The organism is Massilia sp. BAP21 (assembly GCF_057801335.1).
In genome coordinates, this window is the sequence record NZ_CM173596.1 from 1,380,859 (window position 1) to 1,392,632 (window position 11,774).

Genomic DNA, 11,774 nt, shown 5'->3' on the forward strand with positions numbered 1-11,774 from the left:
ACCATTCTAGCTTATTGCGGCGCACAACGCTGGGCTGCGAGGAATCTGCGCAGGCCTGCTGAGCAACAAAATTTGCATCCGGTGCTGCGCATGCAAATTTCCTTTGCATGGAACGCTTCTTTGGCAAGGAAGATTAGCCTTGGAGCGATCGCGACCGTAGGGTGGACGGCTTCGCCGTCCACGCGCTCAACGCACGTTCTTGCCATGGCACTGCCATGCAGGCACTGGCTGGACGCGTGGACGGCGCACATGCAGTCACCGCCCCATCTCGGGTGGAGCCGTCCACCCTACGCTCAGCCGGTGATTTGCGTGATCAGGTCGCCGACACGCTTCCAGAAACCGTCAGGCACATACAGCAACACGACGGTCATGGTGAGGTAGCGCGCGAACTTGCCGATCGCCATGTACATCACGCTGGGCCAGAACGGCAGGTGCAGCCAGCCGGCCAGGGTGCACAGCGGGTCGCCGACGCCAGGCACCCAGGACAGCAGCATGGTCTTGGCGCCGAAGCGGCGCAACCAGCCGAACCAGCGGCTCTGGCGCTCCTTGGCAAAGGCGATTTTCGCGCGGTAGCCGATGCCGTAGTTCAGCACGCCGCCCAGCGTATTGCCGACGGTGGCCACCAGGATCGCCGGCCAGAACATGGCGGGATTCGCCTTGACGACGGCAAACACGGCCGGCTCGGAACCGAGCGGCACCAGGGTAGCCGACACGAATGCGATGAGAAATACCGACGTGAGCCCGACTGAGGGAGCGGCAAGAACCTTGAGCAGCCAGAGGACGGCGGTTTCGATCATCGGTGGCCATTGAGGAGTTAGAGCGGTCCATTATAATGAGGAAAATCTATCGCCCTCGACACGATACGGCGCGCTAACACCCCAGCGCCTTGTATCGGCTGCATGCCTGGTCATCCGCCAGGGAACACAGTCTCGCGTCACCGGAACCAGGACACTGGCCTTTGAATTGTCACTTCCCGACCATGACTACCGACTACCTCAAGAAAATCCTCACGTCCCGCGTCTACGACGTGGCCCAGGAAACCCCGCTCGATCTCGCCCCGACCCTGTCGCAGCGCTTCGCTAACCGCATCTATTTCAAGCGCGAAGACATGCAGAGCGTGTTCAGCTTCAAGCTGCGCGGCGCCTACAACAAGATGGCGCACCTGTCTTCCGAAGCGCTCAAGCGCGGCGTGATCTGCGCCTCGGCCGGCAACCATGCCCAGGGCGTGGCCCTGTCGGCAAGCCGCCTCGGCTGCCGCGCGCTGGTCGTGATGCCGACCACCACACCGCAGGTGAAGATCGACGCCGTGAAAGCGCGCGGCGGCGCGGCGGTGGAGGTGGTGCTGCATGGCGACTCCTACACCGACGCCTACCAGCACGCCCTGCTGCTCGAGCGCGAGCAGAAGCTCACCTTCGTCCATCCCTTCGACGACCCCGACGTGATCGCCGGCCAGGGCACGATTGCCATGGAAATCCTGCGCCAGCATTCGGGGCCGATCCACGCGATCTTTGTCGCCATCGGCGGCGGCGGGCTGATCTCCGGCATCGGCGCCTACGTGAAGGCGGTGCGGCCGGACATCAAGATCATCGGCGTACAGACGGTCGATTCGGATGCGATGGCGCGCAGCCTGAAGGCGGGCGAGCGCATCACGCTCCCCGACGTCGGCCTGTTCTCGGATGGCACGGCGGTGCGCCTGGTGGGCGAGGAAACCTTCCGCGTGGCGCAACAGGTCGTGGACGAGATCATCCTGGTCGATACCGACGCGATTTGTGCGGCGATCCAGGACGTGTTCCAGGACACGCGCAGCATCCTGGAGCCGGCCGGCGCGCTGGCGGTGGCCGGGGCCAAGGCCTACGTGGAACGTTCGCAGATGGGGCGCCAGCCGGTGAAGAACGAGACCCTGGTTGCCGTGGCCTGCGGCGCCAACATGAATTTCGACCGCCTGCGCTTTGTTGCCGAGCGCGCCGAGGTAGGCGAAGCGCGCGAAGCGGTGTTTGCGGTGACGATTCCCGAGCAGCGCGGCAGCTTCCGGCGTTTTTGTTCGCTGGTGGGGCCGCGCAATGTGACGGAGTTCACCTATCGCATCAGCGATGAGCGGCAGGCGCATGTGTTCGTGGGCGTGCAGGTGGGCAGCCGCGGCGAATCTTCATTGCTGGCGCGTACCTTCGAGCAGCATGATTTCCGGACGCTGGATCTGACGCATGATGAGCTGGCCAAGCTGCACATCCGGCACCTGGTGGGAGGCAAGAGTGCGCTGGCGCAGGATGAGCTGCTGTACCGGTTCGAGTTTCCCGAGCGGCCGGGGGCGTTGATGCGCTTCCTGGACAGCATGGCGCCGAACTGGAATATCTCCTTGTTCCATTACCGGAACCAGGGTGGGGATGTTGGGCGGATTCTGGTCGGGTTGCAGGTGCCGGGTGGAGAGATGGAGGAGTTCCGGCAGTTTTTGGCGACGCTGGGGTACCGATATTGGGATGAGAGTGCGAATCCGGTGTACAAGTTGTTCTTGTGATTGCTTGGGTTGAGTTGTCCTGTGCTTGAGGACGTGGGGCTGTTGCCTGCTCTGTTCGTGGTGGGCTGAATCCGCGTGGGCACGAGTGCCCACCCTACGGGACACGCTGCGTATCCGCGTTTCGTATGATCTCGCCGTTAACGGTGACAGTTCCTGTATGAACTTGCCGATAACGGTGATGGTTCCTTGTATGAACTCGCCGATAACGGTAACCGTAGGGTGGGCTCTCGTGCCCACGCGGATCATGCATACCGATAACGGCACAGGCAACAGCCCCATTACCGCCCGCATTCCCCGCCAACACCACGCCATCGCCACCCATCCCGCACTCAACCGAATCGCCCACCGATCAGCAGAAAGGTGTACGATACGCCGCTTTGCCGCCGCCGGGCCGGCAACCATTCGCGCAAGCAACAAGTCACTCGACCAACGCGCAGCACCGGCCCTTCGAGACCAGATCATGACCAATACTCCCGATCAATCGCCACTTGGCAAATCCTCCGCCTACCAGACCGAATACGCGCCGGAACTGCTGTTCCCGATCCCGCGCCAGCAAAAGCGCGACGAGCTCGCCATTAGCGGCACCCTGCCCTTCTTCGGCATGGACATCTGGAACGCCTATGAATTGTCGTGGCTGAACATGCGCGGCAAGCCGCAGGTGGCAATTGCCACCATCAGCGCGCCGGCCGACTCGCCGAACATCGTTGAATCGAAGTCGTTCAAGCTGTATCTGAATTCCTTCAACCAGACCCGCGTGGCCGGCCCCGACGCCCTCGTCGCCCTGCTGCGCGAAGACCTGTCGAACGCCTTTGGCGCCCCGGTCCACATCACCCTCACCGAAGCCGAGCACTTCGGCAAGCTCAAGATGGGCGAACTCGACGGCCTGCTGCTGGACCGCCTCGACATCGACATCGACGCCTATTCACCGGCGCCGGAACTGCTCAAGGCCAACTTCGACGAAGCCCCGGTCGAGGAAACCCTGGTCTCGCACTTGCTGAAATCGAACTGCCTGGTCACCGGCCAGCCGGACTGGGGCAGCGTGCAGATCCAGTATGCCGGCCCGCAGATCGACCAGGAAGGCCTGCTGCGCTACCTGATCGGCTTCCGCGAGCACAACGAATTCCACGAACAATGTGTTGAGCGTATCTTCATGGACGTGCTGCGCCAGTGCAAGCCGAGCAAGCTGTCGGTGTACGCGCGCTATACCCGCCGCGGCGGCCTCGACATCAACCCATGGCGCGCCAATTTCAGCACGGGTCGTCCGCATAATCTGCGTGGCGCGCGCCAGTAGTACTGTCGGTTTCAAACCACAGCGCATGACCGAAAAACAACAGCTCACACAACCCTGCTGTTTTCCGGGATCGTCCCCAGATATGGGTAAAAGATGGTGAAACGTGGCGCATGCCCCGCTTTCACCCATGGGATCGGGATTTTCGTTGCGGAAATTGCGTAGGCCCTTGCGAAAGCGCAAATCGTGCTGTCGCTACTGTCTGCCAAGGGGTCGAATCCATCCTCTGACAGGGGTAGGATACCGACGCGAAATCGAATCACACGGCCGTTAAAGCGGCCTATAATTCTGCACCGCAAGTTGCCCGCACAATTCACCCTGCTTTGTGCTGCACCACCAGAAGCGTGTTATGACCAACCTTAGCAAAATTCTTTCGCTTGAAAACGTCCAGCTCGACATTGAAGTATCGAGCAAGAAACGCGCTTTCGAGCAGGCCGGCCTGATCTTCGAAAACAATTGCGGCATTGCGCGCTCGACCGTGACGGACAATCTGTTCGCGCGCGAACGCCTCGGCTCCACCGGCCTCGGCCATGGTGTGGCCGTGCCGCATGGCCGCGTGAAAGGCAGCAAGAGCCTGAAGAACCCGATCGCCGCCTTTGTCCGCCTGGCTTCGCCGATTCCCTTCGAGTCGCCCGACGGCCGCCCGGTCAGCCTGCTGTTCTTCCTCCTGATTCCGGACCACGTGACCCAGCAGCACCTGGAAATCCTGTCCGAGATCGCGGAACTGTTCTCGGACGAAGCGATCCGCACTGCCCTGGCAAGCGATCCGGACCCGCGTTCCGTGCACGAACGAATTATCAACTGGCAACCAAGCTTGCAGGCACTGGGTTAAACTGAGGGGGTCCTTTTCCCCCTCGATTACTCGCCATGTTGCAGACTCCGCTCACCATCCAAAGGCTGTACGACGATAACCGCGACAGCCTGCAACTCGGCTGGTTCGCCGGCTTTCCCGGCGGCGAGCGGCTCATTTCCGGTGACGTGGCCTCGGCCGCCGACCAGGTCGGCCACCTGAACCTGATCCACCCGGGCCGCATCCAGGTGTTCGGCCACCAGGAACTGAACTATTACCACCGCCTGAAGTCCAGCTCGCGCACCCACGTGATCGGCGAGCTGATCGGCGGCGGCCCGCCGGCGCTGATCATCGCGCAAGGCCTGGAAACCCCGCCTGACATCCTCGCCATCTGCGACGAGCAGAACATCCCGCTGTTTTCCACGCCGCTGCCGGCAGCCCAGGTGATCGACTTCCTGCGCGTCTATTTGTCCAAGAAACTGGCGCAGCGCGTGATCATGCACGGCGTCTTCATGGACGTGCTCGGTGTGGGCGTCTTGATTACCGGCGATTCCGGCCTGGGCAAGAGCGAGCTGGGCCTGGAACTGATTTCGCGTTCGCACGGCCTGGTGGCCGACGATGCCGTGGAGTTCTCGCGCATTGCCCCGAACATGATCGAAGGCCGCTGCCCGCCGCTGCTGCAGAATTTGCTGGAAGTGCGCGGCCTCGGCCTGCTCGACATCAAGGCGATCTTCGGCGAGACCGCCGTGCGCCGCAAGATGCGGCTGAAATTAATTGTTCATCTGGTCAAGCGCGGCGTGCTCGACGAGGAAGTCGAGCGCCTGCCCTTCCACTTCCCGACCGAGGAAGTGCTGGGCCTGCCGATCCGCAAAGTCGTGATTCCCGTGGCGGCCGGCCGTAACATCGCGGTGCTGCTGGAAGCCGCGGTGCGCAACACCATCCTGCAACTGCGCGGCATCGATACCCTGCAGGAATTCATGGAGCGGCAACGCCAGGCCATGAGCAGCGACTGATACCGCTGTAACTGGCGCGATTGGCGGGTATGTACATCGATCGCCCCCGTATCCAACGATAAGCCCGACGACAAGCCGGTACTGTTGCGGTATCATCGCGCCATGCACATCGTACTCATTACCGGCATTTCCGGCTCGGGCAAATCGGTTGCCTTGAACGTCCTCGAAGACGCGGGTTACTACTGCGTCGACAACCTGCCGCCGGCCCTGCTGCCGCAGCTGGTGAAAACGGTCGATGCCGAGCGCACCGCCAGGCTGGCGGTTGCCGTCGATGCGCGCAGCGCCGAGTCGCTGGTTGAACTCCCGAATAGCGTTCGTTCGCTGAAGGAAGAAGGCCACGAGGTCAAGGTGATGTTCCTGACCGCCAGCACCCACTCGCTGGTGGCGCGCTTTTCCGAAACCCGGCGCAGCCACCCGCTCTCGCACCAGTTGCGCCCAGGCGAAAACCCAGCTTCGCGCCGCACCCTGATCGAGTGCATCGCCGAAGAGCGCGAGCGCCTGGCGCCGATCGAGCAGCTCGGCCACGTGATCGACACCTCGGAAGCGTCGGCGAATAAACTGCGCGCCTGGATCAAGGAACTGGCCGAGGTCAAGCATGCACCGCTGACCCTGTTCTTCGAATCGTTTGCCTTCAAGGTAGGCGTGCCGCTGGACGCCGATTTCGTGTTCGACGTGCGCGCGATCCCGAATCCCTACTACGACATCGCGCTGCGCCCGCTGACCGGCAAGGACGCGCCGGTGATCGCCTTCCTCGACGCCCAGCCCAGCGCCACCGAGATGCTGGAAGATATTCGCGCCTTTGTTGAAAAATGGCTGCCCTCGTTCAAGACCGACAACCGCAGCTACCTGACGGTGGCGGTCGGCTGCACCGGCGGCCAGCACCGCTCGGTGTACATGGCCGAGCGCCTGGCGGCGTACTTCGGCGAGACCGAACGCGTGGTGCTGCGCCACCGCGAGCAGTCGTAAGCGCGTTATCCGTCAACGTCGACGTAGGGCAAGCACCCCGTGCCCACCTACCCGGGATGCGCAGTCCCTGCTTCAATCCAGGTGCCGCAGCGGATGCGCATACGCCGGCCACACCGGCGCGAAGAAACCCTCCACCATCTCCGCCGTCACGTCCTCGAGCGATGCAGGTTTCCACTGCGGCGCATTGTCCTTGTCGATCACCAGCGCGCGCACGCCTTCCAGCACTTCGCCGTGCTCGAAATTACGGCGCACCAGCGAACGCTCCATGCGCAGGCAATCGGCCACGCTCATGGCCGCGCCACGCACCAGCATCTCGCGCGTCACGCACATCATCAGCGGCGAGCGCTGGCGCATCGCCTTTAACGCTTTTTGCGCAAAGGGATGTTCGTCACGGCCCAGGGATTCCATGATCGCTGCCACGGAAGCCGCGCCGAAGTGCGCGTCGATGGTGGCGCGTTGCGCCTGCAGTTCGCTCTCCCCTGCTTGATCGGCGAAGCCGGAGGCAAACGCACGGATCGCATCCGGCAACTGCGCACCGGGCGTGGCGTCGATCAGTTCGTTCAAGGCTTGCAATTGCGCACCTGGCACGAACACGTCCGCCAGCCCGACATACAGCGCATCGGCCGCGCCGATCGTCAGCCCGGTCAGGCCGAGATAGTTACCCAGCTGCCCAGGCGCATGCGACAGGAAGTGACTGCCGCCCACGTCCGGGAACAGGCCGATGTTCACTTCAGGCATCGCCATTTTCGTGCGGTCGGTCACGATGCGCAGGCCGGTGTCCGGACCGCCCTGGGCAATGCCCATGCCGCCGCCCATCACCACGCCATCCATGATCGCGATATACGGTTTCGGATAGAAGTGGATCAGGTGGTTCAGCGCGTATTCTTCGGTGAAGAAGTCTTCCAGCAGCGCGCTGCCACCCGTCGGCGTGGCATGGCCGGCCTCGTGGAAGAAGCGGATGTCGCCGCCCGCGCACAGGGCCTTTTCGCTACTGCTGGTGATGACCACGGCGTCGACCGACGCATCGTCGCGCCAGGTTAGCAGGGTGTCGGTCAGGCGCCGCACCATGTCCAGCGATAGGGAGTTCAAGGCTTTCGGGCGGTCGAGGGTGATCGTACCGGTGCCGTTGGCGATGCGGGTCTGGACGTGGTCGGTCATGGTCTGGAATGGTCGAAAAAACATCCATTCTACCCAAGACCCGTGGCGGCGGGGTATTGACGAGGGGGAGATAACAATGAAAAGGGCGCCCAGCGGGCGCCCTCGTTCAGACGGTGCTGGCCGGCCTGTCAGGCTGCGGCTGCCTCTCCGCCTTCAGGGAGACGCTTGAGTGCGTCGCGACTATGACTCTTGAGCATGTCCTTGTACTTCATCACTTGCCGGTCCAGCCTGTCCATCAACAGATCGATCGCAGCGTACAAATCTTGCGCCACACTTTCCACGTGCACGGTCTTGCCAGAGACGCGCAAGTTGATCTCGGCCTTCTGCCTTTTTTCTTTTTCGGTAAGATTGTCGATCGCGAGGATCACGTGGGAATCGATCACTTGATCGAAGTGGCGGGTAATGCGCTCAAGCTTGTTTTGTACGTATTCACGAATGGCGGGAGTAACGTCGAGGTGGTGACCGCTGATAGTGAGATTCATACACACTCCTTTGAAGAGGTGGCGGCTGCCGCGCCGCGCAGGAAGCGCGAGGGTGCCGCCGTTACAAGGATTTGCGGAGACTGACTGGAGGAATTTTCAGTGCCTCACGGTATTTGGCAACCGTGCGGCGTGCGATGACCATTCCTTGTTCACCGAGCATTTCCGCGATCTTGCTGTCGGATAATGGGTTCCTGGGGTCTTCTGCTCCTGTCAGTTGCGCGATGAGAGCCCGGATCGCCGTCGAAGATGCTTCGCCCCCCGCTTCGGTGGCGACGTGGCTTCCGAAGAAATACTTCAGCTCAAACATGCCGTGCGGGGTCAGCATGAATTTCTGCGTGGTTACGCGAGAGATTGTGCTCTCGTGTAGGCCTAGTGTATCAGCTATCTCGCGAAGCACAAGGGGCCGCATGGCAACCGCGCCATGGCTGAAAAAGTTGCGCTGGCGCTCCACAATTGCCTCGGAAACACGCAGGATGGTATCGAAGCGCTGGCGCATGTTCTTGATCAGCCACTTCGCTTCCTGCAGCTGCGCGCTCATCTGCCCTTCGCCTTTCCCGCCCTTCAGCAAGGCCGCGTACATGTGGTTCACGCGCAGGCGCGGCATCACTTCGTGGTTCAGGGTCACACCCCAGCCGCTCTTCGTTTTCCGGACAATAACGTCCGGAACCACATAGTCCGAGGTGCTCGATGCGAACGCGGCACCGGGGTGCGGATGGCACTGGCGGATCACGGCCTGCGCTTCGCGCAGGTCTTCGTCGTCGCAGTCGAGCGCCTTTTTCAGCTTGTTGAATTCGCGCTGCGCGAACCAGGTCAGATACCCTTCGACGATCTTTAGTGCCGTGCGCCGCGTCACCAGCGGCACGCCGGGCATGCGGCGGATCTGCAGCGCCAGGCATTCGGCCGCGCTGCGCGCACCGACGCCCACCGGATCGAGACTTTGAATCAGCGCCAGCGCGCAGCGCAGTTCGTCCATCTCGACCTCGAGTTCCTGCGGCAGGCGCGCGTGGATCTCGTCGAGCTGTTCTTCCAGGTAGCCATTGTCGTCGATGGCGTCGATCACCAGCTCGGCCAGGGCGCGGTCGCGCAGGTTCAGGTTGGTCACGCGCACCTGTTCCGACAGGTGTTCGCGCAGCGTGATGCCGCCGGCTTCCAGCTGCGGGCGGCCGTCCTCGTCTTCGCCGTTGCCCGAGGCCCGGCCGCTGTCGCCCCAGTCGCTGTCGGATCCACCCGGCTCGCCGTGTTCATGGTCGCCGCCGCCGTCGAGTCCTTCGGGCGCGTCGGCGCTGGCCGGCGCGCTTTCCTCGTTCGATGGCGCGGCCGGTGCCTCGCCCTGCGCGGGTGCGCTGTTGATGGCGCCGTCGGCCAGCAGGCGCACCGAGCGGTCGAGCGGATCGTCGAGCCGCTCCAGCAAGGGATTGTCGGACAGGATCTGCTCGATTTCCTGGTGCAGTTCGAGCGTGGACAACTGCAGCAGGCGGATCGATTGCTGGAGCTGCGGCGTCAGGGCCAGGTGCTGCGATGTCCGGAGTTGCAGGGATTGTTTCATCGATTCTTACTGTTCAACTGCGGTTCAAAGCGGTGTCGTTACCTCGATTACATGCGGAAGTGCTCGCCCAGGTAGACGCGGCGCACCGACTCGTCGGCGATGATGTCGTCGGGGCGGCCCGAGGCCAGTACGGCGCCCTGGTTGATGATGTAGGCGCGGTCGCAGATGCCGAGGGTTTCGCGCACGTTGTGATCGGTGATCAGGACGCCGATGCCGCGCTCCTTCAGGAATCGCACGATGCGCTGGATCTCGATCACGGCGATCGGGTCGACGCCGGCAAACGGTTCGTCGAGCAGCACGAAGCGCGGGTTGGTGGCCAGCGCGCGCGCGATCTCCACGCGGCGCCGCTCGCCGCCCGACAGCGACAGGGCCGGGTTCTCGCGCAGCTTCTCGATCTGCAGTTCGGCCAGCAGCGAATCAAGGCGCTCGTTGATGGCGTCCTTCGAGAGCGACTTGCCGTTGTCGTCGCGCTGCAGTTCCAGCACGGCGCGGATGTTGTCCTCGACCGTCAGCTTGCGGAACACCGAGGCTTCCTGCGGCAGGTAGGACAGGCCCAGCACCGCGCGCCGGTGGATCGGCAGGCTGGAGATGTCGGTGCCGTTGATCTCGATGGCGCCGGCGTCCGACGGTACCAGGCCGACGATCATGTAGAACGAGGTGGTCTTGCCGGCGCCGTTCGGGCCGAGCAGGCCAACGACCTCGCCGCAGCCCACTTCCAGCGACACGTCGCGCACCACCAGGCGCTTGCCGTAACTTTTCTGCAGCCCCCGCACGACCAGGGTGCTGCCTGCGCTTGCTCCCATCATGCTCATTTCCCCGCCGGCGCTGGTGCCGCTGCGGGCGTGGTCCTGCGCGGCGCGATGATCAGGGTGCCGCGTCCGCCGCCCACCTTGCTTTCGCCGCTGGCGTCGTTGCGCACGGCCGCCACTTCCTTGCGGTTGTCGTAGGAGATGAAGGGGCCGTTCAGTTCATTCGTCAGGCGCCCGTCTTCCAGCTCGCGCACGGTCGCTTTCGAGAACAGCTTCACCAGTTCCTGGCGTTCGTCGTACTCGATGCGTTCGGCCTGGCCTTCGATCCACAAATTGTTGCCGCCGTCGCGCTTCTGGCGGAAGGTGGCCACGTGCCCCGGGCCCGAGGTGAGCGTGATGCTCATGTAGCCTTCCGGCGTTTCCTTGACCAGCGCGCGGTCCGACTTCATGGTGAGCGTGCCACGCGTGAGGACGACGTTGCCGGTCAGGATGCGGGTCTGGGTGACTTCGTCGAAGTCGGCCGAATCGAAATTGACGACGGCCTCCTTCAGCGAGTCGGCACGTTCGGCCAGGGCCGACAGCGACAGCAGCGAGAGGACGGCGGCGGCGAGGATGTTTTTCATATTGATGGCTGGTTCCTAGATTTTTTGGGGTCAGCGGCGGGGTCAGGGCTGGCGCGGCGGATACACGATCTGGCCGCGGCCGAGGTGCAGCTTCTGGGTCGGGTTCTCGGCCACCAGGCCGACGCTCTTCACCGTCGAGGCGCCCAGCGTCATGTCGACCGGACGGTCGGTCTTGACGATCTCCTCGTCGGCCAGCACGGTCAGCGCATCGGTGCGTGCGCGCAGCCCTTCCGAGCCTGGCGTGGCCGGGCGCACGATATCGACGTTGTCCATCAGTTCGACCCGGTTTTCCTGGTGGTGGATCTGGGCGCGGTCGGCATGCATGGTCATGCGCGGGCGGCCCGGCGCCATGCTCTCGACCACCGGTTTACTTACTTCCGAGACGTCGGTCACCGGATGGTGGGCCAGGCGCGCGCCCGACACCACGTAGCGCGGCTGGCCGGTTGGCGTCATGCGCACGAAGCTGAAGTTCTCGACGATGTAGTCGGGTTCGTTCCCGGCATTCCCGGCGCTGGCGTCGTCGTCGCCCTGCATCGCCTGCAGCAGCCAGAAGCTGCCAAAGGCGAAGAACACGGCGGTGAGCATCAGCGCCAGCAGGCGCCAGCGGTGCGAGGTACGGCGGTTCTGGAGGATTGCCATGCGTTTAA

12 protein-coding genes are annotated in these 11,774 nt (G+C 63.2%); 5 read left to right on the plus strand and 7 right to left on the minus strand.

Annotation, left to right across the window (positions count from 1 at the left end; all coding sequences use genetic code 11):
* Positions 1 to 293: 293 nt before the first annotated feature.
* Positions 294 to 797, minus strand: a complete 504-nt coding sequence (locus tag ACWYRN_RS06040) for a YqaA family protein (protein ID WP_488691605.1) — start codon at positions 795 to 797, stop codon at positions 294 to 296.
* 182 nt (positions 798 to 979) lie between these two features.
* Between ACWYRN_RS06040 and ilvA the strand changes: the two genes are divergently transcribed.
* The 5 genes from ilvA (at position 980) to rapZ (ending at position 6,569) form a co-directional block, all read left to right on the plus strand.
* Complete coding sequence (gene ilvA / locus ACWYRN_RS06045; RefSeq protein ID WP_488692780.1) at positions 980 to 2,512, plus strand: threonine ammonia-lyase, biosynthetic; 1,533 nt, start codon at positions 980 to 982, stop codon at positions 2,510 to 2,512.
* Between the two features lie 460 nt (positions 2,513 to 2,972).
* Positions 2,973 to 3,803: an NADPH-dependent 7-cyano-7-deazaguanine reductase QueF gene (gene queF / locus ACWYRN_RS06050; RefSeq protein ID WP_488691606.1), complete on the plus strand. Its 831-nt coding sequence runs from the start codon at positions 2,973 to 2,975 to the stop codon at positions 3,801 to 3,803.
* Between the two features lie 346 nt (positions 3,804 to 4,149).
* Positions 4,150 to 4,632: a PTS sugar transporter subunit IIA gene (locus ACWYRN_RS06055; RefSeq protein ID WP_229437697.1), complete on the plus strand. Its 483-nt coding sequence runs from the start codon at positions 4,150 to 4,152 to the stop codon at positions 4,630 to 4,632.
* Between the two features lie 35 nt (positions 4,633 to 4,667).
* Entirely contained in the window at positions 4,668 to 5,603 is a 936-nt protein-coding gene (hprK, locus tag ACWYRN_RS06060) for an HPr(Ser) kinase/phosphatase (protein WP_290423857.1), read from the plus strand.
* 102 nt (positions 5,604 to 5,705) lie between these two features.
* Positions 5,706 to 6,569 carry an RNase adapter RapZ gene (gene rapZ, locus ACWYRN_RS06065; protein WP_488691607.1) on the plus strand — a complete coding sequence of 288 codons (864 nt, stop codon included), beginning with the start codon at positions 5,706 to 5,708 and terminating at the stop codon, positions 6,567 to 6,569.
* Between the two features lie 72 nt (positions 6,570 to 6,641).
* Here rapZ and ACWYRN_RS06070 read toward each other — a convergent pair whose 3' ends face one another.
* The 6 genes from ACWYRN_RS06070 to lptC all read right to left on the minus strand — a co-directional run bounded on the left by ACWYRN_RS06070 (position 6,642) and on the right by lptC (position 11,766).
* Positions 6,642 to 7,727 carry an enoyl-CoA hydratase/isomerase family protein gene (locus tag ACWYRN_RS06070; protein WP_488691608.1) on the minus strand — a complete coding sequence of 362 codons (1,086 nt, stop codon included), beginning with the start codon at positions 7,725 to 7,727 and terminating at the stop codon, positions 6,642 to 6,644.
* A 128-nt stretch (positions 7,728 to 7,855) separates the two neighbouring features.
* Entirely contained in the window at positions 7,856 to 8,209 is a 354-nt protein-coding gene (gene hpf / locus ACWYRN_RS06075; RefSeq protein WP_290423853.1) for a ribosome hibernation-promoting factor, HPF/YfiA family, read from the minus strand.
* Positions 8,210 to 8,270: 61 nt separating this feature from the next.
* A complete protein-coding gene (locus tag ACWYRN_RS06080; RefSeq protein WP_488691609.1) occupies positions 8,271 to 9,755 on the minus strand; it encodes an RNA polymerase factor sigma-54 in 1,485 nt (494 codons plus the stop codon).
* A gap of 47 nt (positions 9,756 to 9,802) precedes the next feature.
* A complete protein-coding gene (gene lptB, locus ACWYRN_RS06085; protein WP_488692781.1) occupies positions 9,803 to 10,558 on the minus strand; it encodes an LPS export ABC transporter ATP-binding protein in 756 nt (251 codons plus the stop codon).
* 5 nt (positions 10,559 to 10,563) lie between these two features.
* Positions 10,564 to 11,127, minus strand: coding sequence for a lipopolysaccharide transport periplasmic protein LptA (gene lptA, locus ACWYRN_RS06090; protein WP_229437706.1), 564 nt, complete (start codon positions 11,125 to 11,127; stop codon positions 10,564 to 10,566).
* 42 nt (positions 11,128 to 11,169) lie between these two features.
* Positions 11,170 to 11,766 (minus strand): LPS export ABC transporter periplasmic protein LptC, encoded by a 597-nt coding sequence (gene lptC, locus ACWYRN_RS06095; protein WP_488691610.1) that lies wholly within the window; start codon positions 11,764 to 11,766, stop codon positions 11,170 to 11,172.
* Positions 11,767 to 11,774 lie beyond the last annotated feature (8 nt).

What these genes read in the sequence shown, in the direction of transcription:
- ilvA (WP_488692780.1), top strand. Translation starts at nt 980, where the DNA reads ATGACTACCGACTACCTCAAGAAAATCCTCACGTCCCGCGTCTACGAC.
- lptA (WP_229437706.1), bottom strand. Translation starts at nt 11,127, where the DNA reads ATGAAAAACATCCTCGCCGCCGCCGTCCTCTCGCTGCTGTCGCTGTCG.
- lptC (WP_488691610.1), bottom strand. Translation starts at nt 11,766, where the DNA reads ATGGCAATCCTCCAGAACCGCCGTACCTCGCACCGCTGGCGCCTGCTG.
- hpf (WP_290423853.1), bottom strand. Translation starts at nt 8,209, where the DNA reads ATGAATCTCACTATCAGCGGTCACCACCTCGACGTTACTCCCGCCATT.
- ACWYRN_RS06040 (WP_488691605.1), bottom strand. Translation starts at nt 797, where the DNA reads ATGATCGAAACCGCCGTCCTCTGGCTGCTCAAGGTTCTTGCCGCTCCC.
- ACWYRN_RS06070 (WP_488691608.1), bottom strand. Translation starts at nt 7,727, where the DNA reads ATGACCGACCACGTCCAGACCCGCATCGCCAACGGCACCGGTACGATC.
- lptB (WP_488692781.1), bottom strand. Translation starts at nt 10,558, where the DNA reads ATGGGAGCAAGCGCAGGCAGCACCCTGGTCGTGCGGGGGCTGCAGAAA.
- queF (WP_488691606.1), top strand. Translation starts at nt 2,973, where the DNA reads ATGACCAATACTCCCGATCAATCGCCACTTGGCAAATCCTCCGCCTAC.
- ACWYRN_RS06080 (WP_488691609.1), bottom strand. Translation starts at nt 9,755, where the DNA reads ATGAAACAATCCCTGCAACTCCGGACATCGCAGCACCTGGCCCTGACG.
- hprK (WP_290423857.1), top strand. Translation starts at nt 4,668, where the DNA reads ATGTTGCAGACTCCGCTCACCATCCAAAGGCTGTACGACGATAACCGC.
- rapZ (WP_488691607.1), top strand. Translation starts at nt 5,706, where the DNA reads ATGCACATCGTACTCATTACCGGCATTTCCGGCTCGGGCAAATCGGTT.
- ACWYRN_RS06055 (WP_229437697.1), top strand. Translation starts at nt 4,150, where the DNA reads ATGACCAACCTTAGCAAAATTCTTTCGCTTGAAAACGTCCAGCTCGAC.